Consider the following 20,814-nt stretch of genomic DNA (forward strand, 5'->3'; position numbering starts at 1 on the left):
TTTAATCAACAGTAAAAAGCAGGTTTAAGCCTGCTTTTTCAATAAAAAAAAGACAAGTTTTAAAACTCGTCTTTCAATCAATATATTTCGATAATTGATTTTCTATTATTTTTAATGTGGCTCTGATTCCTTCGGTTTCCTTAAAATCTTCAAATTGAGAAAGCATACCCTCAAAACGCCTCAAAGCGTTGAGCATTCTGTTTGAGTCATTCTTTGCATATGTTTCATTTTTTAAAGTCAAAACTGCGACTTCCTGACTCAGTTGTGCATTCTTATTAACAACTTCTTTCATCACGTCTATTGTCTCTAAAATCTCTTTAGCACGGCTTGTGTTATTATAAAGTTTTTCGCGATTTTGTTTTTCAAGCAACATCATGTTATGAACACTTTCGGTATCCTTTTTAATTGACCTGTGCTCATCTGAAATTTGTTCACCTAAATTTTTATATTTTCCTGAGACAGAACTTCCTAGATTTTTGTGCCTATCCAAAATTTCTTGTTTTAAAGCTTTTATTTCTTTGGACAGTTTCTGATTTTTAACCAATTGCACGCCATTCCATACAAGTAACATTATTAAAACAACGAGTAACACTTGCCAATTTGCCTTCAATAGCTCGCCTATAAATTCCAAACAATTTTTCCTCTTTCGCTTGATAATTAATTATAGCACACTATCCCTTTCATTTTTAATAAAAAAAGAACTAAAAGCAGGCGATTAAACCTGCTTTTTACTATTCTTCTTTAGCTGATTTTTTATTTTTCATGTAATAAACCGTGCCGCCAAGTGTTGCCAAAAGAATAACCATACCACCATAAGCAAGCATATCTCCTGTGGAACTTCCTGTCGTTGGCAGAACGCTTGCGACTTTTGTCTCTGGTTTTGTTGGTTGTGGTGTAACTGGTTTTGGAGTTGATGGCTTGATTTTCTCAACCGTCAAGGTTTGGTCTTGATCGTTGAGGTCATCATGTTTAGCTTCGGGCTTCTCCGTGTCAGGATTTGTCCCCTTGTCAAACAATTCTTCTGTCCAAACATACGTTACTGTCGAACCTTCAGGAACATCTGCATCTTTTGTTGTATCAATGGTTGACTCAATTTGTTTTTCTTGTGAGATAACTGTTTCATCATCAATTGTAAAATTCAACGTGCGAATAACCTTAGATTCAGTCACTTTTCCGTCTTTGTCAGTCACGATACGGTGGAGTGAAGCCACCATTTGGTCGCCTTTTTCCGCATTTGTCATCATAACCTTATCATAAACTGGAGTTTCTTTTGAAATTTCTACTTTTTGAATCGTTTGGTCGCCATCTGCTGTATGCGCTTTTGTTTTGATGGTTGGTACTACTGGGGTTACTGGTTTATCTACTAAAGTTCCGAGATTGACCTTAAACATGGTAGAATTATCAGTTACTTTATCCAATGATACATCAAGCGTTGTAATCACTTGTTTGGTGACCGTATCAGTAAATGTAACGGTGTAACCTGTGATATTATCATCTTTGTCCTTGTTTGTCGTTGTGATAATCGAAATAGGATTGATGAGTTGAAGTTTATCCCCCTCTTGTGGTAACTCTTCTAAAATACCATCACCAAAAGTAATTTTAGGGAAAGTGACTTGACCGTTATTAGTCACACCGTTAGAATCTTCACTTGCCCCTGATGTGACTTCGATCGGGTCGCCTTTTGTTCCGTCCGTTGGAGTATATCGGAAAGTACGTCCATTTAAGCCTGTTAAAGAACCGTTCACATCTTGCGCCTTGATGAAGCCAAAACTAAAATCAAGCACTTTGTCCGTTGCCGTTACATTGTCGGTGTAGTTGCTTGTGCTTGAATTGAACTTGTCATTTTCATCAAATGAAACAGGATAACGTTTTGTGGACAGTTCATAGCCCTCTGGTGCAACCAATTCGCCCCATTCGTAATCTTTGCTATTGTCAAGATTTTTTACCCCTACCCCTTTTGTGAGGTCAGTCATTTTAAGCTTGACAGTCTTATCGTCTGTCTTGTCGCCTGATGTGACGGTCACAGGATAGCCATCTTGACCGTCCGAGTAGTTCACGAGGGTGTCTGTGCCAGCTTTGTATAAGCCCCATACAGAGCCTACTAATTGTGCTTCGCCTTGGGTTTCTGTGCTGTTCGTGTCTGCATCATGTTTAAGCAGGGTGGTTTCGCCAAGTCCGATGATGTTCACGCTAAGAGATGCATTAGCTTTTGAAGGGTCTTGGCTTGCAATTACTGATTGACTAAGTTTACCTGTACTGTCGCCATCCGTAGAATAGACAAAATAAGGAAGGTCTAAGGTTGATAAGGGCTTATTTTGAAATTGCAAAGCATTTGAAATTAGCCCATGCTTGCTTGTAATATCAGCTTTTAATTTTAAATCGTTACCTGATACTGTTTCTGTCAATCCCTCCATATTATTTTTTAAATATGGAAAATTAGGCAACACTCCTTTAGTATCAGTAACCGTCTTTTCAACTCCTTGAATCAATTGAATCGTAGTACCATTAAAGCTAGGTAATTCACGCATTTTCTTCGCTTCGTTGATTAAAGTATTCGCACCGTTTTTGATAGCATCCGCATCATGTAAAAGCGTATTATCTTTTACAATCAAGTCTTTTGTTTGATTTTCTGAAACCCCTGCTTCATCAAGTAACAAATAAGTAGCGTGTTGAGCTTGTGCATACGCTAAAAGTGAACCATCTTTTTGCGCCAAATAATCAACATTGTTAATCACTGCTATCTGTTCATCACTTAGTGCGTTCAAAATAGTATTAGTGGAATCAAGTTGAGCCTGTGTTGTATTATTAGGAAGTGGTACCCCCAACCCAAGACACCACGCAGGTGTAACACCATCTCCCCCAACTGTTAACATTGGTTTGGGATGCTCTACTCCATTTTGGTCTATTTCATAATAGAGCGGTTTGTCATTATCCCAATGTACTGTTGTATCCGTTGGTAAACTTGCCGCTAGTGCTGTACTCACATAGACTAAACCGCCTACACCAGCCACCATTCCAAGCATGGTTGCCCCATACACAAACACCTTTTTGACCTTGCGCATTTTCCAATTTGTAACTTTCTTTTCAGAAGTTAAGGCATTTAACAATTTTTTCCGTTTACTCATGAGTAAATCTCCTTTAATTTTTTAATTTTGCAAAATAAAAAAATCCGTCAGTACTGACAGATTAAGCGACTAGTTTTTTGACATCTCGGTCAAATGATTTTCCATTTTTACCCCATTTCAGACAAAATTTCATGAATATTCAAACCCAATTCCTCAAAAACTTCTTCTAAACTCAAATTATATAAATTGTCAGAACCTACAAGAAAAAGTTCAACACCTTTACTAATCTTTTTCCCTCTATAACTAGCCTCATGTTCTGAAACACTAGCTTGTTCTTCAAATATATCAAAACCTTCTTCTTCGGGTTCTTCCTTAAAAGCTGAGTAATGATATGAAACCGTTCGAGTTATAGTTTGAACTTCACTCACTGTAATATCTACATGACGAGAAATCCACTTCGTTAAATAATTAGTTTGTTCTTTTGTTAATTTCACTTACTTTACCACCTTTTTTAATCTAAAAAGCTGCCCTTTTGGACAGCTAAACGACTAGTTTTTTGTCGTTTCGGACATATATTAAAAAAACACTTACTCCCTCATTAAAAATAAAATTAGAATATTATGATACAATAATAAAAAAATGAGGTACTCATGAAAAATAACAAAAATGATAAACTTCCTAGTTGGATTGATATTAATTATCAACTTCAAAATAATAATTATGAAATAAAAAAACTAGGCCTAATGCTCACTCCACCCACTCAGAATCGAAAAATTATTAAATGGGTTACCAACACCTTAATTACTCTTTTGTTTATTGCACCAATCACTTATCAATTGAGCAGTATTTACTCTAGTGGAAGTTCTCCTATTTCCTATGATAATATATCCCATTTCAAATCTACTGGTACTATTATTACTCCAGAGGGAACAATTGAAGGAGAGGTTAATCATGGCATTTCCACTCATCCTGTTACAAATTATAATTTTTCGATAGCAGGAGAACTTGGGCTTTATTCTGGAGAAATTAAGGACGTTTACATTATTTATAACGAAAATGATGATAACTCAAAGCTATCTCCTAACAATTTTCATGAATTAAAAAATAAAAAAAACATCGGTCCTTCAAAAACTGTTTTTGCCCAAGCCTTCATCCCTTTCAAACAAATTTTTGATGATCATGTGATTTACCATAAAACTGATTTTGTGCTAAAAAACATTCATTACCATACAACTAAAACAACTTTGTTTTATAAGCCCTTTTATATTCTCACAGTAGATAAGAAAAATAATATTAGCATCCGATTACTTCTAATCAAAAATAAATCTGGTTCGGGAGTAACATCACTATCAAGTTATGCTAATTTTATTTACAGCCCCGAAAGTCTTCAACAAGCTCCCGAATATAAATTATTCTTATTATCAGATATCCTTAAGCTAACTTCACCAGAAAAAAAATATGATATTTCTAAAGAGAATGTAGAAAAATCTGTAAATGAGATACGCACCATAGCAAATGATTTCTATATTTAAAATACCCCACCTTATTAATAATAAAAATAGACTAATTACCCAGTATGGAAATAAACTATAGACTTCTTTGTACGAACAATCTATGAGTTCCAAGACAATACATCCTGGAATATAAAAATTGTAAAAGAAAATCGGAATAGTCAATGACTTCATCAATTCTTGAATAAATTTTAATATAATAAATATTTTTTTCACAGATTTTTAAAACTTCCCCCAGTCCTCATCTTTTTCTATTTGTTGTATATCTAAACATGACATAAAGCAATACTCAAACTCCCCTGTCTGGTAAAGCCTTGCTCTAACCCTATCTCTAAACCGTACTTTATGTCCGACAGGGATTGCAAAAGATTTTATCTCGTTGAAACTCGAAATACAGACCTTTGAGTTAATATTCATCAAGTAGTTATCAATTCTATTCAAAAATACCTCTTCTGCTGTAAGTTTACTTTTTTCAACAAAGTTTGCCCAAACATAACCGTATTCTTTCATAAAATAACAGTTATTTATAGCCAGCTTAAACTCTTTACTATAGTTTATTTCTTCTACTATATCCTCGTAGCCATCAATAATCACTAATTGATTTTTCTTGCCTAAAGTCCTATTATTATTAGCCAAAAAGCTTGGTCTAAAAAAGAAAAATTTAGAAAATGATTTTTTTATTGAAATATTACCTGTTAATGTAGAGATAAATTCTTCCCAACCTTCATACTTTCTTGAAAAAATAACTATTTCATCAAACTTATCATTGATAACCGCTTGTCTTACCAGTTGCGTTAAAAAGAAGGTCTTACCACTTCCCGAATCTCCTGTTATTGAAACATTTTTTAAATCCGATAAGATATTGTCTAAAACAATACTCATTTTATCTCCTTTCCCTGTTCTAAAAGTTTAATGCCTAACACAACATAATTCTTTGGCAAAAATTCTATATGGAAATAGTCATGTAAAACTTCCATTACAGCAGAGGTAGTAATGCCGTCAATCGTATCATAATATTCTTCATAATAATTAAAAGCTTCACCACTCAACACACTTACCACTCTTACTCTGATGATGTCCGCCCAATCTTCATGACAAGTTACCCATGCAATTTTATTGTTGATAGTAGCACGACAGTAATAGTGGTGTTCTTTAAAAGCTTTTAACTCTAAAATATCCCCAACTTGATAATCACAATCATTTAACCGTACCTCAAAGTCCTTTTCTCCGCTTTCAACACTAGGAAAAAATTGAGGATCTAATTTCTTTTTTAAAACTTTCGTCATTCCGCTATCTTCCTTATCTCTAATATTTCAGGAGAATATACCGTCCCTTTATTTTTAGAAAATGAAATATTTTTAATTTCTTTCAGATTTATGTTTTTAAAATATATTGGTTGTTCTACCTTTACATAAGTTTCTTTCATCCAAAAACCCGATACTTTTGAACCATTTTCTAGTGTCACAACCGTTGTAATAAGATAATCTCCTGAATCAACAATGTCACTATCTTTTGGAACTCTTAAAGGTTCTAAAGGCATACCATGAAAAAATTGAGCATCTTCAAAATCAACACTAACAGAAATTTTTCTATTGGCTACAAAGCTTTCAGTTTGCGCCCTATGCTTAACTTTTAAATTATTAGAAGCAATTCGCCCTTTTAATACAAATCCAAACATAAAAAATAATAAAACAAGGATAACAGTAGTAAACATGTTTACTTCTTTGATTAATTCTTTTTTCATAAGATTTCCTTTTTTAAAGCTTGGATTTTATTTTCTAGAATCTGTTGCTTTTGAATGATTTCATTAGAAATTTGTTCTATTTCTTCCAGTTGAGATAAGAAGATGTCTTTTTGAGAGAGGAATTCATTATCCTTTTCTGAAATTGCACTTCCCATTAGGTAATCTATGCTAGTTTCAAATTCAGTGGCAAGAATCGCTAATCTTTTAAAATTAGGTTCACGTTTTCCGTTCTCCCAGTCACTATATGAATTTTGTTTAACCCCCAGTTTTTCAGCTATCTCTTTTTGAGTTAGTTTTTTTGCCGTACGTAACTCTTTCAAGCGTTCTGCAAATATAGTCATTTCATTCCTTTTTATTCAAAATTTCTACTCACTAATCAATGATAACCAAAAATCTCTGCAATCCACCGATTAACGAATACCTCAATAATTCGGCTTGTTCCATCCGCATTATAGCCGAGCCGTTCATCAAGGCTAATAAAAACTTCTTGGTACTCCTTATCTGTGAGAACTTCGCCACGCTCTATTTTTTGAGCAAGTTCATTGCAACGTTGTTTTGATAAAATTTCATTTTTCCTCCCACCTAAATAAATTTAACTTACTTTCTAGTTAAGCTCTGACCGTTATAAAAGGCACTTCGTACCCTTCGTAAGCTTTTTATCAACTGATTAATTCCACGTAAATAAGCTTCTAATTCTTCGCTCATTCGCAATAAAACCACATCTTGTTCATACGCATCAGGTAATGATTTTTTCATTCGCTCAAATGCCTGTTTAATCATTTTGAGTTCACTCTCTCTATCCAAAGTTGCTTCAAAAAGCAAACGATAACGTTCTCTATTTTGTTGAACAGTCGCAGTCTTTTGTAATTCCCTAGATGTTTTTTTAAGGTAACTCAACCGTTCCTGATATTTTGCGATAAATTGAGGATAAACTCTTTTAAAATTGACTTTACTTAACATCATATTCATTTGTATTCTCCAACCTCATTTAACCCTCACAACCCGTGTACTCATCCCTCCCTGTTGTGAATGATTAAATATTAAGGACGATTATTTTAATTTTGATAAAGCTTCATCCACAAATGCCAACGCATTTTTAGCAGCAGTTGATGCACCTTTAAGATTTTTTGCCGCAAAACCTCCGCGTTTAGTCACTTCTTGAACGTGGTTATACAAGACAATATCTTGTTGGAGTTCTTCACTCTTTTTGGTTTCTTTATACAAAGTCGCAAGCGCCCCTGTTTCCAAATTTAGTTTTGCAATTTGTTGCAATTCTTGACCTGCTTCAACGAGCAATTTTTTAAGTTGAGTATTATCCATTATTCTTTTACCTTTTTTCTTTCATTAATTTTTTGAGTACCCCAATTTTGATATAATAAGTCTATGAATCCAAATGACTACGAAAAACTCACTCACAACCAACAAGTTTTGCACAATAAAATAAAAAACGTTATTCAAAGAAGCTTTAATCAGCTAGAAGATGATATTAAACCTCATCATTACAGAAAAGTTGAGCTTGAATTTGAAACGCTAATAGCAAGAGTAGATGAAATTATTTTTGATTACGCTCAACACACAAAGCATTAAAAGCAAGCTTTAAAAAATCATCCATAAGAGCTTCAACTTCTTCATCTTCCCTTTGAAAAATCGTTTCTAGCTGCTGCAATTTTTGCTCAAACTCTTTTGAACATTTAACATGATGCTTTGAAATAATTCTTGCTACCATCCCATTGCGTTTCTGCAAATTCGCCAATTCATCAAGAAGAGTTAAACAAAGCTCCTTCTCACTCATCATTTTGTCAAATTCGTACAACATTGTTTATTTCTCCTCTATCTTTGTAATTGGCGCTGGATAAAATCTTCTTGCCATGAAAGCTCTTGTAAAGTAATTGGGCGCTCTTTTTCTATTCTGACGATGACATCATCTAAAAAATCACGGAGCATTTGCTCCTCTTTTACTTTATCCTTCATTCCACTACCTCAAAGACAATAAATAAAGGGCTATTGAGAAAATCAATACCCTTTTTATCCCCTAAATCATTAATTTCCTCTAAAGTCATTCCTTTCGGTTGACTTGTCACATAACTCCCCTCACTGTTCACATAAATTAAAAACTTTATAGGAACATCCTTTAAGCGTAACCCCCAACGCTTATTATCAGGATTTTCTTTTTTTATAAAAACATTTTCAGGCGAATATTTTCGCTCTAGCATTTTCTTTTTATACCAAAGATACATTCCGTTTTCTTGATTTTGCACTCTTGCTTTCTCAAACAAAATCACTTTTTCTTGTTTCTCTGTAAATTCAACTTCACTAATCAAATGTTCCAACCATTCAAAAAGCCATTGTTTACCATACACCTCTTGTAAAAGGGCTAAAGTTCGTGAAACTTGTGAAACAATCCATTTCATAGATTTTTCGGCATCCGTTTCATTCTTTTTGCCATTAATTTTTACCGCTTGATAATCTCCAAAAACATCATAGAAAGGTTGATAAAATTGATAGGCTGTTTTTCCTGAATCAGTCGTTACTGCTTCATAAACTGCAATTTTTGAAAGTAATAAATTAATCGCGAACTGGTCTAATGAATTTCCTTTTGCCAATTCATTAAAAGCTGCTTCCGCATACTGCTCTCGAATTTGCATTTCATAACGATTAACCACCCCGTAATCAAAAAGAATATCCTCTAATTCTCGATTTTCTTTTTTGGCACGTTCTTTCGCTTTTTCATACATCCGAAGTAGAAAATTCCCATTAGGCGAGCCAAAATATAAAGTTAAACCCAGTGGTTTATCATGCCAGTAACTCTCAATATCATGACTAGAGCGCAAAGAAGTATCAATGAGCTTTTCGCCCCCATTATCTTTTCGCCGTTTTAAATCATGTAAATCATAGTTCCCAGTTTCCTTATACATTTCATCAATCGCAATATCTAAACGTGAACAATTAAAGCGACTAAACAAGCCATTTTTCAAATAATAATCAGGGTCAGTAATCATCACTAACCACTCATTCAAGGTAAACTGACGATCCATTTCTTGCAAAACGGTTTCCATTTCAAGCAAACCCTGACCTGTTAATTCCAGCATCAAGCCTTGCTCTAATTTTTCTGATACATAAAGTTGAATCCGACCACAAGAATAAATCCCATCAAAACCATGTCGTTGGTTTACTTCATAGAAAAAATATTCTTTTTCTATTCCTAGCACATATTTCATAATCGTTTCAGGCGAAGTATCAAAAAAAGTCAAACGCAGAAAATCCAAATGAATGTGCAATTCATAATCATGTTTCTTTTCAAGGTTTAAACCTAAGGCACGTTTAATTTGATTTTCGGTTTGAAAAGAAACATTTCTTTTCCCTTTTTCATATTGCGAAATCGTTGAATGTGCAATTCCTACTTTTGAAGCAAAATCACGCAAGGTATAACCTAGATTTTTTCGGAGTTTTTTTAAATCTTTAGCGGTCATTGTGCTTACTTCTACAATATTAGCCACTTTTTATTATCTCCACCCCCTATTTTGGTTACATTTTGCTCATTTTGGTTACATGATTTTTAATCTTAAAAACCTAGATAAACAAAGGGCGGAAAGGGGTTCTGAACTGCGTATTCGGGTTAAGCTATACCCCGTGTTACAAAACGGGGTATTCGCAAAGTTGTGGGGCTAACGCCCCACAACCCGCTTTCGCTTTTCCGTCCTTACGTCCGGCTGGTTTTCTTTCGCCGTTGGCACGAAAACCGCCCCAGTAATGACTACACAGCGAGCGGGTAAACTTTTTCATTGCTCTTTTTCTATCAGCTTTTGCCATTCGATTTCCCTATTCCATTTTCCCTGTTTCCATTTTTCAAAATCTTCTACTGTCAAAAAAACCTTGTGAATCGCATAAGCTAAAGGTAATCTCTTATCTACACGCAAATGATAAAGCTCCTGTAAGTGCTTTATATCTGTTTCATCATAAACCTTTCTTTTTACAGGTTGACCGTTAACATAATAATTAGACGAAGTGGGAATCTCCTCATTAAACGAATAAAGTGTCCATTCTTCAATCTTTTTTAACCAACGATTTAAGGTATCTTTTTTCAAATCTTTATGAATCAAAGCACGGACTTCTGTTTTTGTATAAAAAGTCATTTCTCACCTCACTTTCTTATTTGTTAATTTCCTTGATTTAATTTTTCTCGATAAGAAGTTGGCACATTTGCTTTTTCCATCAACTTCTCAATATTTTCTTCTTTTTTCTTTGCTTCCGTTTGAATGATTTCCGTTTTCGCATTTTCAACAAATGCCGTTTCAAAATCTTCCATGTCATCATAAAACGCACTGACTTCTTGTTTGGCTTCAGCGGTCAACTCAATATCTGAAACATCTGTAAATGGCATGGAGGGTAATTTTTGGAAATAGTCTACAAAATCAAAATCTTTTGAAACTAAAGGTGTGAAAAATTCTATCGGTATTCCTGAACCAATGTCAATATAGCCCCGACCGACAATATCCTTATTCACAAAAGCTTTATCCTTACTATCAGGAAAAGCCATGTCATAACCAGTAGGACTTACTCGACCAGCAGTTACACGACACATCAAATTATCTCTTACCGCCCCTGGTAATGTATTTACATCAGGACGTTGTGTCGCAAAAATTACAAATACCCCTGCCTGTCTTGCTTTTAAGACTAAAGAAATAACATAGTTAAAAAATTCCTCATATTCCATGCTTTTTAATGTAGATACAAATGCTGCTAATTCATCAACTACAATAAACTCAGGCGCCATATTATAATACCGATAATTCTTACCAATCGTATAATTTTTTTGACGCTTCATATAAAGAAAGCGTTTGTCCATCAATTGCTCGGCTTCTTCCATCATGGAAATAATATCCGCTTTTTCATGAGTGACTAAACCTTTAAACGCTTTAAAACTAGCAAATTCTGCAAGATCTGCTTTTTTAGGATCTGCTAGATGTACTCTCCCTTCTTTAGTCAGTGCATAAAGCAAAGCGTAAATAAAGAAAGTTTTACCTCCACCAGTTCCACCCATAATTAACATATGTGGTAACTTGTCATATTCCCAAACAATTCCTTGCATCAAGGTTATTTTTCCATTTTCAGCACTGACTTGCTCAAAATTAATCCGTTTCCCTTGATTATTCATCAAGAACTCATAACTAATGTATCCCATTTCCCAATTAATTTTTGTCAAATCAGCAAGATACATTTCAGAAAGTGTTTTCCCTATTGAAATCACTTGATTATGAAACTGATTACCTGTCGCAAAGGTAAAAACATCCCTATCTCCAAAACTACGATAATAAGCTTTCGGAAAAGATAATTTTTCTCTTGTTCCTTTTTCAGTCTTAATTTGTTTCCGCTCAATTATATTATTTGAAAACATATAACGAGCCAACATTTCCATCTTCTTTCTTCGCATGAAAAAACCATCTTTTAATTCACTTCTGCGAATCACAAAAAAAGAAAAAGCTATTGCAAGCCCCATAACAAACAAGGACACTAAAACAGGTTGAAGATAAACCGTCCATTCATTCCAACGGTTGATTTTTCTAAAAAATGGGTACGTAATGATAAAATGATAATATGCTAACGCAATTAAAAAAGGAACTGAAAGACCTAGTCCCCAGTTCCTCAACAAATAGCGTTTAAAAAGACGAATGCGAAACCCTCGATAATTAAACCAATGTTTCATTTATACCTCTTTTCTTTTTCTCAGCATTTTAATTGAATTAATTATTTTTTGATTTATTAGGCTCTTGTCCTTGTGATGCTGGTGGTGTTTGTGGTGTATTAGGTTTAACTGCTTCTTTTACTTCAAGTAAGTCTTGGGCGCTCATTGAAATAGACACACGAATATTTTCGGCTTGACTGTTATCTCGGAACAAACGAGCTTCAGGCGTATCAAATTTCAATTTAGTAAAAGGAGGCAAGTCCTTTACTTTTGAATCAAGGTTAAGAACATCAATGGAATAAATTTCATTATTCTTTGTGGAGCGTACCGTTACCGCATAGTTCGTAATTTCATCTGTCAACTGATTAGTTACAGGGTTACGGAAGTATTCAGGAACGCTATTAATAAGTAAAAGTTCCCCAAATGTTTTGTCAAAGTCCATAATATCGGAAACATCCCCATTACCTGTACCTATTTTTGCAATTTGATTTTCTGATTTTTTGAAATTTTTCAAATCAAGTAACCCTGCAGAATCCGCACTGTCTGCATAAAAAGTAGTTACAACAAAGCTATTTGTAACACGACCGTTTTCTGTCACATCTTGAATCCGTGGTACACCCATGATACGACCAAGAATAATTTTATCCATCACTTTGGCATCCGAAGCCTTACGAGGATTGCTCACAAAAACATCAACCAAAGCAACATTTTCTGTCATTAATGGATATTTAACCGCACGACCACCCCCACGAACAGGCGTATTGGCGGTTGCTTCAGCAATCAAGACCGCTTCGCCAAAGAAGCCCTCTTTTACAACAAAATCTGAAATTGAATTAGACATTTTAAATTCTCCTTATTGAATTTTTATTTTTTTGTTCTGAAAAAGCCCCAAAATCAGGATGATTTCGAAGCCATTGTTTTTGATTACCGTTAACTAACAGTATTTTAGGTGGTATATCTTTCACTTTTTCTAGCATATTTCCTCTCTTTTTTAGAGTTATAGTTTATTGACATTTCGGTCAATTTCTTTAATTTATAAGTCTTTTATATTATCTTTTAGAAATGCTGATAATTTTGGAAAATCAACCGCATATTCATCAAGAATAGTCACTTGGACAAGATGAACTATTAGAAGTCCTGTAGAAACATTATTTTTAAAACTTTCAGAAATTTCATTATCATCTTGAATTCTTAATTAGAGTTCTTCCAAATTACGCTGACATTGCGATAAATTTTTCACAGAACGAGCTAGATATTCTCTTTCTTCCTTAGCAATTTTACCCATTGTTACTCACCCGCTAAAATCTTTTCTTTTCCACGTTCAAAGGCTTCTTCAACCAATCGGTGACAGTCTTCTCTTTCCTTAGCGAGTCGTTCTAACAAATACTGCTTTTTAATAGCTTCTTGAATTGAACGCTCAAAATCATCAAGGTCAGGAATCTTTTTTTCAAGTTCTTCTTCTGAAAGCGCAATATCTACCCGTAAAGGAATTGACTTTCCACATGAAATATCTAATATTAAATTCAGAGCTTCTACTTGTGTTTTGATTTTAGGCATAATTTTTGTTTTTCCTTTCATTCCATAAAAAAATCACTGCGTTATTATATGAACCAGTGATTTTTATTTCATATGTTTTATAAATCTTATAAAGGTTAGGATAAAGCTCTTTTAAATGTTTAAGCCTTAACATAGCCTTATCATAAGCTTCACGTAATGCTTGTGAGTTATCCCAATCTAAACAACGACTTGTTTCAAAACGGACGTAAATTTCCCTACACTCTTTTTCTGCTTGAAAGCATTGTGAGGATAATTTCATTTCTTTTTTCCTTTCACTTAAATTTATACGCACTTATGCGGAACGTGAGAATCGAACTCACTTTATTCAACCGAGAAATCCTTTTTCCGCTAATAAAAAATTGCTCTCTCAATCATGAGAAAGCAATCATTAGGAGTAAATAAACCTTTTTATGACTTATTCAGGTCAAGTTATTTAATTCAACAACACAAATTAAACCCTCCCCATAAATATTTTCTGCCCAATTCAACACGCTTTCTAAGGCATTTTCAGCACGTTTTCTACTAGAATAAGCTTTAGCCATACTTTTAACTTCAGAAAAGACCGCATATCTACTTCCCTGAACTATAAATGATTCTCCTGTATAATATCCCTCTAAAAACTTTATCGTACTCTTAATGACATACAAAGTCGTCTCTTTGTCTTTAGCTTTTGTCATTTCTTTCCCTCTTCAATCGCTGCAAGTGCTTCATTTTCAGCCAGCACATCTTCAATATTTCTTCCAGTCACTTTTTCGATATAATCAGCTGCGTTTTTTTGAGTTTTAGCTAACTCAGCAAGTTTACTATCGGCAATATTTCCTTCAACAATATTTTGATTAATGTTTGCGGCAGCACTTATATAAATTAATGTATGAATTAATTCATCACGTTCTTTCTTGACTTCTTCAAGCTCTCGCAATGCTTTAAGCGTTGTTGCATTTTCTAAATCATTCACTTTCGATACCTACGATTTCTTCTAAGTAGTTATCAATGAAAAATGACCAATCATTTCTGTGATGAACCTTGATGATTTTTAGTGCTTCTACTAAAATATCACGCTGTTTCTTGACTTTTTCAAGCTCAAGTTTGTCAGTGCTGACAGAGCCGTCGGTAAATAACCGCATAAGTAGCTTTTTCTGAAAATTTATCTTCTTCTTATTTGTAGAAGTTGAGCATATCATTCTGTAAATTTCAAGATTTTCCTCAAATTCTTCTGTTTTATTAAGTTGTCTCATTTCTTTATCCTCTCACAGCAAAACATTGTTCCATATATTCTAAGCAAGCTCTTGAACGTAAGCCATTTGAATCGCCATATTTTGCATTTTGCTCCAAAACGTCCATCACAAAATTGAATATTTCCATTTGCTTAGTAAGCCCTAGAATCCAAAATAAGTTTTTGTTATAAAACTCAGAAAAACGAATCAATAATTCTGTATCTGGCTTTGTCTGTCCTTTTTCATATCTGATATATGTTCTTTCAGTCAAACCCAAAGCATCACATACTTGATTTTGAGTTAAATTATTCATATGTCTTAAATCTGAAAGTCGCTCTGCAATAGTCGTCATTTGTTTATCTCCAAATAAAAAAACAGCCTTTGAAAGACTGTTTGAGTGATTAATTGACTTGAACGGGTGTAACGCCATATCTAATACTGTGGTCAAATCCCAAATCAATAACAGCTTGAGAATTAACCGTAGCATCTACATAAGCTTGAGCTTCTCCTAAAGTATTAAATGTTTGCGACCATCTACGCACTCCATCAACTGAAACCCAGCCTACATACTTATATACTGGTGTTGGTTTTGAGGGTTGTGTTGGTGTAGTAGACGGAGGTGTTACTGGTGTCGTCGGTTGTTGAGTGTTTCCCCAGCATTGTTATTACCATTTGATGATGAATTACCTTGTGATGCTCCACCTGTATTACTTTGCCCTGAATTGTATGAAGAATTGGCATTATTTGAGCTTTGATTATTATTTGAATTTGTATTTGATGATTGATTTTGAGCCGTTATGCTACTTGTTGTTTGATTAGCTTTACTTGCTTTTGTTGCTTCTGCTTTTTTCTTCTCAGCTTCAACTTTTGCTTTTTGAGTAGAAACAGCTTGTTTGACTTTATCCAGCCGAGCTTGTTGTGACTTTTTATCTTTTTCAAAGTAGCTGTCTTTTTCTGCATTGATTGCATTTTGTGCCTTTGTCACATCAACCTCTTTTTTAGATTTTTCGGCAATCGCAATTAAGCCATCAGTTGCTTTCAACTGATTGAGCAAACTTTTCAATTTATCCACTTCTGGTTGATATATTTTTTGATTTTTAGCACTCAATTTCTTAATCGCTGTTTCAGCACTTTTTATATCTTCATCTTTACGTGAAGTATAAGCTTTTTGTATCGCTACTCTAGCTTTTTCTTTCAAATCGTTTGTCTTTTTCTCTAGTTGTGATGTTTCATCTTTCTTACTTTCAACTTTAGAACCACCACACGCTGATAACATCCCTACTGATAGCAATGCAATAGTCGCAAGTGCAACTGTACTTTTCTTATTCATAATTTACTCCTTTAATGCTCCTATTGTTACTTTATTATAACATAAAGTAACAACATAATTATCTTAAAATTAAGAGAAATAGCGGATTTGAACCACTATCTGATGAATCATCTATTTTTCTTAAACTAATTTCTCATAAAAAACCTATCGGCATTTTGCTAAAAATAAAGGCACTTTAGAAAGTATCTCTCTTTTCATGAGTGTTATCTTTATCCCTAGACAAGATTTTGATGGGTTTTTAATTTATTTTCATTTTACATTAAAAAAAGAATTGACCTTTATCAATTCTCTAAATTTTGGACACAAAAAACTTTACAAATGAGAAAGTATCTTCAACTTTCTCCAACGTCCTTTCAAAGTTAATGAATGAAAGGCGTTGCTGGCTCTATCTAGTGGAACAGCTCAGAAATTCTGAATTTTCAAGATTGAATTTCATGTTACGCTGTCAGTTCTACTTCGAGAGGCAATCGTCCTGTCTCATTCAGAATTATCACAAATGGGTTCATGTTACATTTGCTTTCTGATAATTCAACCCTCTCCAGGTTTTTGAGTGGCTTCCTCGGTCATGCTAGAAGATTGTCAGTACCGCTTAATTAGGGCGACGGCTCGCCACAGGTTTTTCAGTTTTTAAATTAGTTTCTGCATACATTGACTTTTCTCCTTTAAAAGTGTTAAAATAATAATTGTCTAGGTTATTAATTTAACACTTTTGTGGGAGCTGCCAAAGCGCGCTTCCGCTTATTTTTTATATAGTTAATTAATGTATTTATTAACTATATAATTATTTTAATATATTTATTAACGCTTGTCAAGCATTAAGTCACAAAAAATAATATTTTTTGGGAGAAACAAAATGTTTTATGAAATACTCCAGGAACTTGCAAAAAAGAACAAAAAATCTTTAAATCAAATAGAAAGCGACTTAGGTCTTTCTAAAAATACACTGTATAATTACAAAAAAAGCATACCTACTGGCGACAAATTAAGCGAACTCGCTGAATATTTTGGTGTAACTGTTGACTATTTACTAGGACGTGAAGAATCTAAAAATAATGAAGAACTAACCGAAGAAGAAAACGACCTCGTTGCTGCTTTTCGCATGGAACGAAAAGATATGACAAAAGAAGAACAAATTCAATTTAATAAAGCACTTAAAAATATGATGAAAGTCGCTAAAGACTTATTAAATGATGAATCTAACTGGAAAAAATGATAATTTTTTATGAATAATTTTGAATATCGAGTTGTTAGTTCCACCATTTATAGCCAATGTCTTAACAAAGCTAATGAACTTCTTGAAGAAATCGCAAAATATCTAAATAAACCTGTTTCAAAAGTAGCTCCTTTAGATGTCATTGCTTATTTTGAAGCAAACTACAATATTCTTTTTACATTTTTTGAAACAGACCCCCACGCTCCAATAAAATACAACGATATTGTAAAAAACTATAAGTTTTCTTTCCTTGATGATTATATTGTTAGAGAAATGTCTGGTGTTACTATCCCACAAAATGGTAAAAATGTTATTATGATAAATCAAACCAAACCAAAATCACGAATTATTTTTACCATTCTACACGAACTTTCTCATTTATACTTTCATGGGATTGAAGCAAACAAAAAGATATTCGCATCTAAATTTTCAGGTGTTTATCCTGCCGAATTGATGCCTTTTGAAGATGAAGCCAATATTATCGCTTCAATTTTATTTTGCCCTACTCTTAAATTAGAAACGTTCTTAACTCGAAACTATTCATTTAACAACATTTGCATATCAATTAATATAAGTAAAACCGCACTACGTAATAGGTTATTGAATTATTTCTATCACATCATCGGGCTAAGTTACAAAGAAGCATTAGATTTAGTTTCAGAGTTTATAAACGGCAATTATAAATCGGCAAGACAAATCAAGAGCTTAATTGACAAAAAGAATTTTAAACCTACTACTAAGTTTTTACCTGTCAAAACAAGTCGAGGTGTGATCGAAAATCAGCAAGAATGTATTATTTTTTTACAAAAACTATCCATTGAGGAATTACTCTTTGAACAAGATTATGCGTATCATTATAAAAATTATACTTTATTGCAATTAGTGATGAATGAATATTTAAAGAAACAACAAAGCAATATTTAATGCAATTTTTGAAGAAAATAAAAAGACCCATGAAATTTGTATTTTCATAAGTCTTTTATTTTTTAGTTTAATTTAACCAAGCTTGGATAATCTGATTTCAAACTATCTAAAGCTGCCTGAATAGAATCATAAGAACTATACTCATCATATACATCATCTTTCGTTAATGATGCAACATTTATCTTATCGCCATTTAATTCTAGTCCTTTATAGCCATAAATATAATAACTTGTTGTTTTCGTATGTTGACCAAAAAAATTTGAATCATCAATAATTTTATAAATGGAAATCACAGAAAAACCCTCTGAATTGGAATCTTGAATATTTTCCCCAATGAAATAACTTTCTTGTCGAGTAATAGTATAGGTATCATAATCATCAGACTTTTTATCACTTCTTACCACAGTATCAATTTGGCTAAGTAAATCATTCAAGTTTGAAATTTTGGGAGAATCTAAAAGTCCTGAAACTTTAATAGTTGTACCTCCTTTACCTGAAAGAATAAATCCTTTCTTAGCTAATGCCGCCACATAAGAATTAGAAAGATACATTTTTACAGAATCGCCATTTGTTAAATTTTTTCCACCCTCATCAGCTAAATATGAATCAGTAGTCTGACTTAAATTAAAAATTTCATCATTGTAAGTGAGTGAGCCAAAATGATTATATCCTATAACTTTTATGGGATATTTTTTTATAATATCAGAAATCTTATAAACTGTTGATTTTTCTAACCCTGAAACTGTCAATGCTTTTTTTGCTGATTTAATCGGATTATCTTTAAGGCTAGTTGTCACACTTAATGTTATCTTATCGCCATTTGATAAGTTATTATCTTTACTTAATTTGACTACTGTATCATCTAAATATTTCGTTAACTGAGCCATTTTAGTAATATTAGCAGTTAAAACATCATCATTTCCTTTTTTTACCGCATCCACATCAGAACTACTATAACCTACTTTTTTAGCTATAATAGCTTCCATCTCATTTTTATAATTCTCTGATAATACAGCAATTCCTAATTTATTATAACCAGAATATTTTACATCTATATTAGTAATGATATTTTTAGGACGGCTATTAACAAAAGAAAACACGCCAATAATTAAAACAATTATAAAAACAATACTACCTGCTAAAATAATATACTGTTTATTTTTACCACCAAATCTTTGTTTCAAGCTCACAGCATCAAGCTTTGAAATATTTTCAGTTTTATCTTCTAGCGTTTCTTCAAATTCAAATTCGCCATTTTCTTTAGCCTTCAAAAATTCTTCAACAGATGGCTCTCTACCATTCATTTGTCGAAACGCTTGTTTCCACTCCTCTTTTGTCATAAATTCTCCTTAAATTTTGAACAATTCTTTTTATACTTAATCGGCTGATGCATCCGTATCTCGAAACATCTTATTGTATCTTTCTTCATCTTCTTGATTATCTCTTACCACTTTAGCCACAGTAAAAGAAGATGAAATCAAACCAACCGCAGCCATTAAGTAATACCCCTTAACCATCAATGGCTCTTTTAATGTGTATAAGCCAATCAACAATAAAACTACAAAAAATGCAAATGCTCCCCATGCCATCATTTGATAAGCGGGTGTATTCCGATAAACTTTTTTCTTAATATTATTCATTACTTTCTTTTCCTTTCAAACATTAAAAAACCAAAACTTTTGGTATTCAATTATTCTGTTTTTATCTTAATTTAATTATCATCTCAATCCCAAACAATAACAAATACATCCCCATTCCCAACAGGATAATCTGCTAAAAAGTCCGTTCCATCAAAATGAAGATGTTTTCCTTTAACGTCAAGTTTCCAATTTTGGGGTAAAAAAACTTGATTTGAACGAAACATATTATCAAGTAATTCTATCAGGCGATTTACTGTTACTTGAATAGGAATAACTAAATCTAATTGTCGCCCCTCATATTCAAGGCTTATAGTAATATGTGTATCTGTTCGCATAGTAACCTATTTCTACCAACCATAAAAGAAAATTCAAAAATCATAATCTTTCTTCAAATCTTCAAAAAGCTCTTTAACCTGTGGAGACAATCCTTCTTTTTGTTCCATTTCTAACTCTCTAAGTCTAGCAATCAAAATACGCATAGTTGTACCAAAATGTTGGTGAGAATTAATCGAATCTCTTGCTAAAAACAAAGCTCTTTTTTCCTCATAACTCTTAGAGTACCTAGACCTTGTAACAACCATGGTATCTATTCTTACATAGTAATGTGTTTGTTTTTTAGTTAAATCATTAACCCCATCTTTAAAAATCATAATCTTTCTTCAAATCTTCAAAAAGTTCCTTAACCTTTGGCGTCAATCCCCTTTTTGTTCTTGTTCCAATTCTTTAAGATTTGAAATCAAAACTCTCATTGTATCACCAAAATGTTTATGTGAATTAATCGCATCTCTTGCTAAAAACAAAATACGTGTTTCCTCATAACTCTCAGAGTATTTAGGTCTAGACACTGTTGCCAACATAGTAAAAATCCGGAGATAATAATGTGTCTGTTTTTTCGTTAAATCATTAACTCCATCTTTAAAAAATTTCATTATC

At 33.1% G+C, this 20,814-nt stretch carries 34 protein-coding genes; 4 read left to right on the forward strand and 30 right to left on the reverse strand.

Features of this window, described 5'->3' with window-relative positions:
* Positions 1–73 precede the first annotated feature (73 nt).
* The 3 genes from D7I46_RS09520 to D7I46_RS09530 all read right to left on the reverse strand — a co-directional run bounded on the left by D7I46_RS09520 (position 74) and on the right by D7I46_RS09530 (position 3,559).
* Entirely contained in the window at positions 74–631 is a 558-nt protein-coding gene (locus D7I46_RS09520; protein WP_120772685.1) for a hypothetical protein, read from the reverse strand.
* Between the two features lie 100 nt (positions 632–731).
* Positions 732–3,125 carry an LPXTG cell wall anchor domain-containing protein gene (locus D7I46_RS09525; protein WP_120772686.1) on the reverse strand — a complete coding sequence of 798 codons (2,394 nt, stop codon included), beginning with the start codon at positions 3,123–3,125 and terminating at the stop codon, positions 732–734.
* Between the two features lie 107 nt (positions 3,126–3,232).
* Positions 3,233–3,559 (reverse strand): hypothetical protein, encoded by a 327-nt coding sequence (locus tag D7I46_RS09530; RefSeq protein ID WP_120772687.1) that lies wholly within the window; start codon positions 3,557–3,559, stop codon positions 3,233–3,235.
* A gap of 156 nt (positions 3,560–3,715) precedes the next feature.
* Between D7I46_RS09530 and D7I46_RS09535 the strand changes: the two genes are divergently transcribed.
* Entirely contained in the window at positions 3,716–4,597 is an 882-nt protein-coding gene (locus D7I46_RS09535; RefSeq protein WP_120772688.1) for a hypothetical protein, read from the forward strand.
* A gap of 201 nt (positions 4,598–4,798) precedes the next feature.
* Here the strand turns inward: D7I46_RS09535 and D7I46_RS09540 are convergent, their stop codons facing one another.
* The 6 genes from D7I46_RS09540 to D7I46_RS09570 form a co-directional block, all read right to left on the reverse strand.
* Positions 4,799–5,458: a hypothetical protein gene (locus D7I46_RS09540; RefSeq protein WP_120772689.1), complete on the reverse strand. Its 660-nt coding sequence runs from the start codon at positions 5,456–5,458 to the stop codon at positions 4,799–4,801.
* The gene (locus D7I46_RS09545) at positions 5,455–5,862 is read right to left on the reverse strand and encodes a DUF3850 domain-containing protein (RefSeq protein WP_120772690.1); all 408 of its coding nucleotides are present in this window, start codon (positions 5,860–5,862) and stop codon (positions 5,455–5,457) included. Before D7I46_RS09545 ends, D7I46_RS09540 begins: the two co-directional genes overlap by 4 nt.
* Positions 5,859–6,320: a hypothetical protein gene (locus D7I46_RS09550; protein WP_120772691.1), complete on the reverse strand. Its 462-nt coding sequence runs from the start codon at positions 6,318–6,320 to the stop codon at positions 5,859–5,861. Before D7I46_RS09550 ends, D7I46_RS09545 begins: the two co-directional genes overlap by 4 nt.
* Positions 6,317–6,661, reverse strand: a complete 345-nt coding sequence (locus D7I46_RS09555; protein WP_120772692.1) for a helix-turn-helix domain-containing protein — start codon at positions 6,659–6,661, stop codon at positions 6,317–6,319. The genes D7I46_RS09550 and D7I46_RS09555 overlap by 4 nt, the downstream gene beginning before the upstream one ends.
* A gap of 256 nt (positions 6,662–6,917) precedes the next feature.
* Positions 6,918–7,289: a hypothetical protein gene (locus tag D7I46_RS09565; protein WP_120772693.1), complete on the reverse strand. Its 372-nt coding sequence runs from the start codon at positions 7,287–7,289 to the stop codon at positions 6,918–6,920.
* Positions 7,290–7,370: 81 nt separating this feature from the next.
* Entirely contained in the window at positions 7,371–7,640 is a 270-nt protein-coding gene (locus D7I46_RS09570) for a hypothetical protein (protein ID WP_120772694.1), read from the reverse strand.
* A gap of 63 nt (positions 7,641–7,703) precedes the next feature.
* Between D7I46_RS09570 and D7I46_RS13320 the strand changes: the two genes are divergently transcribed.
* Entirely contained in the window at positions 7,704–7,907 is a 204-nt protein-coding gene (locus D7I46_RS13320; protein ID WP_162930876.1) for a hypothetical protein, read from the forward strand.
* On the opposite strand, the gene D7I46_RS09575 is transcribed toward D7I46_RS13320, so the two are convergent.
* From D7I46_RS09575 to D7I46_RS09630, 16 genes are all read right to left on the reverse strand, one after another.
* The gene (locus D7I46_RS09575; RefSeq protein ID WP_120772695.1) at positions 7,873–8,136 is read right to left on the reverse strand and encodes a hypothetical protein; all 264 of its coding nucleotides are present in this window, start codon (positions 8,134–8,136) and stop codon (positions 7,873–7,875) included. The two genes, D7I46_RS13320 and D7I46_RS09575, sit on opposite strands and share 35 nt — an antisense overlap.
* Before the next feature lie 14 nt (positions 8,137–8,150).
* On the reverse strand, positions 8,151–8,291 hold the full coding sequence (locus D7I46_RS13325; protein ID WP_162930877.1) for a hypothetical protein: 141 nt from the start codon (positions 8,289–8,291) through the stop codon (positions 8,151–8,153).
* Positions 8,288–9,817 (reverse strand): replication initiation factor domain-containing protein, encoded by a 1,530-nt coding sequence (locus tag D7I46_RS09580; RefSeq protein ID WP_240424406.1) that lies wholly within the window; start codon positions 9,815–9,817, stop codon positions 8,288–8,290. The genes D7I46_RS13325 and D7I46_RS09580 overlap by 4 nt, the downstream gene beginning before the upstream one ends.
* Before the next feature lie 136 nt (positions 9,818–9,953).
* Positions 9,954–10,130 carry a hypothetical protein gene (locus tag D7I46_RS13330; RefSeq protein ID WP_162930878.1) on the reverse strand — a complete coding sequence of 59 codons (177 nt, stop codon included), beginning with the start codon at positions 10,128–10,130 and terminating at the stop codon, positions 9,954–9,956.
* Positions 10,100–10,453, reverse strand: coding sequence for a hypothetical protein (locus D7I46_RS09585; protein WP_120772696.1), 354 nt, complete (start codon positions 10,451–10,453; stop codon positions 10,100–10,102). The genes D7I46_RS13330 and D7I46_RS09585 overlap by 31 nt, the downstream gene beginning before the upstream one ends.
* 23 nt (positions 10,454–10,476) lie before the next feature.
* Positions 10,477–12,024: an FtsK/SpoIIIE domain-containing protein gene (locus tag D7I46_RS09590; RefSeq protein WP_120772697.1), complete on the reverse strand. Its 1,548-nt coding sequence runs from the start codon at positions 12,022–12,024 to the stop codon at positions 10,477–10,479.
* 37 nt (positions 12,025–12,061) lie between these two features.
* Positions 12,062–12,844 (reverse strand): hypothetical protein, encoded by a 783-nt coding sequence (locus D7I46_RS09595; RefSeq protein ID WP_120772698.1) that lies wholly within the window; start codon positions 12,842–12,844, stop codon positions 12,062–12,064.
* Position 12,845: 1 nt separating this feature from the next.
* Positions 12,846–12,980, reverse strand: a complete 135-nt coding sequence (locus tag D7I46_RS13685) for a hypothetical protein (RefSeq protein ID WP_276116919.1) — start codon at positions 12,978–12,980, stop codon at positions 12,846–12,848.
* 310 nt (positions 12,981–13,290) lie between these two features.
* Positions 13,291–13,560, reverse strand: coding sequence for a hypothetical protein (locus D7I46_RS09600; RefSeq protein ID WP_120772699.1), 270 nt, complete (start codon positions 13,558–13,560; stop codon positions 13,291–13,293).
* Positions 13,553–13,819 (reverse strand): hypothetical protein, encoded by a 267-nt coding sequence (locus D7I46_RS09605; RefSeq protein ID WP_120772700.1) that lies wholly within the window; start codon positions 13,817–13,819, stop codon positions 13,553–13,555. Before D7I46_RS09605 ends, D7I46_RS09600 begins: the two co-directional genes overlap by 8 nt.
* 160 nt (positions 13,820–13,979) lie before the next feature.
* Positions 13,980–14,237, reverse strand: a complete 258-nt coding sequence (locus D7I46_RS09610; RefSeq protein ID WP_120772701.1) for a hypothetical protein — start codon at positions 14,235–14,237, stop codon at positions 13,980–13,982.
* Complete coding sequence (locus D7I46_RS09615; protein WP_223804691.1) at positions 14,234–14,515, reverse strand: hypothetical protein; 282 nt, start codon at positions 14,513–14,515, stop codon at positions 14,234–14,236. The genes D7I46_RS09610 and D7I46_RS09615 overlap by 4 nt, the downstream gene beginning before the upstream one ends.
* On the reverse strand, positions 14,508–14,795 hold the full coding sequence (locus D7I46_RS09620; protein ID WP_120772702.1) for a hypothetical protein: 288 nt from the start codon (positions 14,793–14,795) through the stop codon (positions 14,508–14,510). Before D7I46_RS09620 ends, D7I46_RS09615 begins: the two co-directional genes overlap by 8 nt.
* A 4-nt stretch (positions 14,796–14,799) precedes the next feature.
* A complete protein-coding gene (locus D7I46_RS09625; RefSeq protein WP_142765807.1) occupies positions 14,800–15,126 on the reverse strand; it encodes a helix-turn-helix transcriptional regulator in 327 nt (108 codons plus the stop codon).
* A gap of 49 nt (positions 15,127–15,175) precedes the next feature.
* On the reverse strand, positions 15,176–15,316 hold the full coding sequence (locus tag D7I46_RS13335; RefSeq protein WP_162930879.1) for a hypothetical protein: 141 nt from the start codon (positions 15,314–15,316) through the stop codon (positions 15,176–15,178).
* 80 nt (positions 15,317–15,396) lie between these two features.
* On the reverse strand, positions 15,397–16,104 hold the full coding sequence (locus tag D7I46_RS09630; RefSeq protein WP_120772704.1) for a hypothetical protein: 708 nt from the start codon (positions 16,102–16,104) through the stop codon (positions 15,397–15,399).
* 853 nt (positions 16,105–16,957) lie between these two features.
* Here D7I46_RS09630 and D7I46_RS09635 point away from each other — a divergent pair.
* On the forward strand, positions 16,958–17,317 hold the full coding sequence (locus D7I46_RS09635) for a helix-turn-helix domain-containing protein (RefSeq protein ID WP_120772705.1): 360 nt from the start codon (positions 16,958–16,960) through the stop codon (positions 17,315–17,317).
* Positions 17,318–17,326: 9 nt separating this feature from the next.
* Complete coding sequence (locus D7I46_RS09640; RefSeq protein WP_120772706.1) at positions 17,327–18,241, forward strand: ImmA/IrrE family metallo-endopeptidase; 915 nt, start codon at positions 17,327–17,329, stop codon at positions 18,239–18,241.
* A gap of 62 nt (positions 18,242–18,303) precedes the next feature.
* On the opposite strand, the gene D7I46_RS09645 is transcribed toward D7I46_RS09640, so the two are convergent.
* The 5 genes from D7I46_RS09645 to D7I46_RS09665 all read right to left on the reverse strand — a co-directional run bounded on the left by D7I46_RS09645 (position 18,304) and on the right by D7I46_RS09665 (position 20,810).
* Positions 18,304–19,581: a synaptobrevin family protein gene (locus D7I46_RS09645; RefSeq protein WP_120772707.1), complete on the reverse strand. Its 1,278-nt coding sequence runs from the start codon at positions 19,579–19,581 to the stop codon at positions 18,304–18,306.
* Between the two features lie 36 nt (positions 19,582–19,617).
* On the reverse strand, positions 19,618–19,881 hold the full coding sequence (locus D7I46_RS09650) for a YiaA/YiaB family inner membrane protein (RefSeq protein WP_120772708.1): 264 nt from the start codon (positions 19,879–19,881) through the stop codon (positions 19,618–19,620).
* A gap of 83 nt (positions 19,882–19,964) precedes the next feature.
* Positions 19,965–20,216 carry an EsaB/YukD family protein gene (locus D7I46_RS09655; RefSeq protein WP_120772709.1) on the reverse strand — a complete coding sequence of 84 codons (252 nt, stop codon included), beginning with the start codon at positions 20,214–20,216 and terminating at the stop codon, positions 19,965–19,967.
* A 33-nt stretch (positions 20,217–20,249) separates the two neighbouring features.
* Positions 20,250–20,531, reverse strand: coding sequence for a hypothetical protein (locus tag D7I46_RS09660; RefSeq protein ID WP_120772710.1), 282 nt, complete (start codon positions 20,529–20,531; stop codon positions 20,250–20,252).
* Between the two features lie 42 nt (positions 20,532–20,573).
* Positions 20,574–20,810, reverse strand: a complete 237-nt coding sequence (locus D7I46_RS09665) for a hypothetical protein (protein ID WP_120772711.1) — start codon at positions 20,808–20,810, stop codon at positions 20,574–20,576.
* Positions 20,811–20,814 lie beyond the last annotated feature (4 nt).

The sequence above is a fragment of the Lactococcus allomyrinae genome, from assembly GCF_003627095.1.
In the GTDB taxonomy this organism is placed as follows: Bacteria; Bacillota; Bacilli; order Lactobacillales; family Streptococcaceae; genus Lactococcus; species Lactococcus allomyrinae.

Bases quoted from the DNA above. Each gene is read 5' to 3' on its own strand.
- D7I46_RS09525 (WP_120772686.1), bottom strand. From the start codon at position 3,125: ATGAGTAAACGGAAAAAATTGTTAAATGCCTTAACTTCTGAAAAGAAA.
- D7I46_RS09535 (WP_120772688.1), top strand. From the start codon at position 3,716: ATGAAAAATAACAAAAATGATAAACTTCCTAGTTGGATTGATATTAAT.
- D7I46_RS09540 (WP_120772689.1), bottom strand. From the start codon at position 5,458: ATGAGTATTGTTTTAGACAATATCTTATCGGATTTAAAAAATGTTTCA.
- D7I46_RS09545 (WP_120772690.1), bottom strand. From the start codon at position 5,862: ATGACGAAAGTTTTAAAAAAGAAATTAGATCCTCAATTTTTTCCTAGT.
- D7I46_RS09550 (WP_120772691.1), bottom strand. From the start codon at position 6,320: ATGAAAAAAGAATTAATCAAAGAAGTAAACATGTTTACTACTGTTATC.
- D7I46_RS09555 (WP_120772692.1), bottom strand. From the start codon at position 6,661: ATGACTATATTTGCAGAACGCTTGAAAGAGTTACGTACGGCAAAAAAA.
- D7I46_RS09565 (WP_120772693.1), bottom strand. From the start codon at position 7,289: ATGAATATGATGTTAAGTAAAGTCAATTTTAAAAGAGTTTATCCTCAA.
- D7I46_RS09570 (WP_120772694.1), bottom strand. From the start codon at position 7,640: ATGGATAATACTCAACTTAAAAAATTGCTCGTTGAAGCAGGTCAAGAA.
- D7I46_RS13320 (WP_162930876.1), top strand. From the start codon at position 7,704: ATGAATCCAAATGACTACGAAAAACTCACTCACAACCAACAAGTTTTG.
- D7I46_RS09575 (WP_120772695.1), bottom strand. From the start codon at position 8,136: ATGTTGTACGAATTTGACAAAATGATGAGTGAGAAGGAGCTTTGTTTA.
- D7I46_RS13325 (WP_162930877.1), bottom strand. From the start codon at position 8,291: ATGAAGGATAAAGTAAAAGAGGAGCAAATGCTCCGTGATTTTTTAGAT.
- D7I46_RS13330 (WP_162930878.1), bottom strand. From the start codon at position 10,130: ATGGCAAAAGCTGATAGAAAAAGAGCAATGAAAAAGTTTACCCGCTCG.
- D7I46_RS09585 (WP_120772696.1), bottom strand. From the start codon at position 10,453: ATGACTTTTTATACAAAAACAGAAGTCCGTGCTTTGATTCATAAAGAT.
- D7I46_RS09590 (WP_120772697.1), bottom strand. From the start codon at position 12,024: ATGAAACATTGGTTTAATTATCGAGGGTTTCGCATTCGTCTTTTTAAA.
- D7I46_RS09595 (WP_120772698.1), bottom strand. From the start codon at position 12,844: ATGTCTAATTCAATTTCAGATTTTGTTGTAAAAGAGGGCTTCTTTGGC.
- D7I46_RS13685 (WP_276116919.1), bottom strand. From the start codon at position 12,980: ATGCTAGAAAAAGTGAAAGATATACCACCTAAAATACTGTTAGTTAAC.
- D7I46_RS09600 (WP_120772699.1), bottom strand. From the start codon at position 13,560: ATGCCTAAAATCAAAACACAAGTAGAAGCTCTGAATTTAATATTAGAT.
- D7I46_RS09605 (WP_120772700.1), bottom strand. From the start codon at position 13,819: ATGAAATTATCCTCACAATGCTTTCAAGCAGAAAAAGAGTGTAGGGAA.
- D7I46_RS09610 (WP_120772701.1), bottom strand. From the start codon at position 14,237: ATGACAAAAGCTAAAGACAAAGAGACGACTTTGTATGTCATTAAGAGT.
- D7I46_RS09620 (WP_120772702.1), bottom strand. From the start codon at position 14,795: ATGAGACAACTTAATAAAACAGAAGAATTTGAGGAAAATCTTGAAATT.
- D7I46_RS09625 (WP_142765807.1), bottom strand. From the start codon at position 15,126: ATGACGACTATTGCAGAGCGACTTTCAGATTTAAGACATATGAATAAT.
- D7I46_RS09630 (WP_120772704.1), bottom strand. From the start codon at position 16,104: ATGAATAAGAAAAGTACAGTTGCACTTGCGACTATTGCATTGCTATCA.
- D7I46_RS09635 (WP_120772705.1), top strand. From the start codon at position 16,958: ATGTTTTATGAAATACTCCAGGAACTTGCAAAAAAGAACAAAAAATCT.
- D7I46_RS09640 (WP_120772706.1), top strand. From the start codon at position 17,327: ATGAATAATTTTGAATATCGAGTTGTTAGTTCCACCATTTATAGCCAA.
- D7I46_RS09645 (WP_120772707.1), bottom strand. From the start codon at position 19,581: ATGACAAAAGAGGAGTGGAAACAAGCGTTTCGACAAATGAATGGTAGA.
- D7I46_RS09650 (WP_120772708.1), bottom strand. From the start codon at position 19,881: ATGAATAATATTAAGAAAAAAGTTTATCGGAATACACCCGCTTATCAA.
- D7I46_RS09655 (WP_120772709.1), bottom strand. From the start codon at position 20,216: ATGCGAACAGATACACATATTACTATAAGCCTTGAATATGAGGGGCGA.
- D7I46_RS09660 (WP_120772710.1), bottom strand. From the start codon at position 20,531: ATGATTTTTAAAGATGGGGTTAATGATTTAACTAAAAAACAAACACAT.
- D7I46_RS09665 (WP_120772711.1), bottom strand. From the start codon at position 20,810: ATGAAATTTTTTAAAGATGGAGTTAATGATTTAACGAAAAAACAGACA.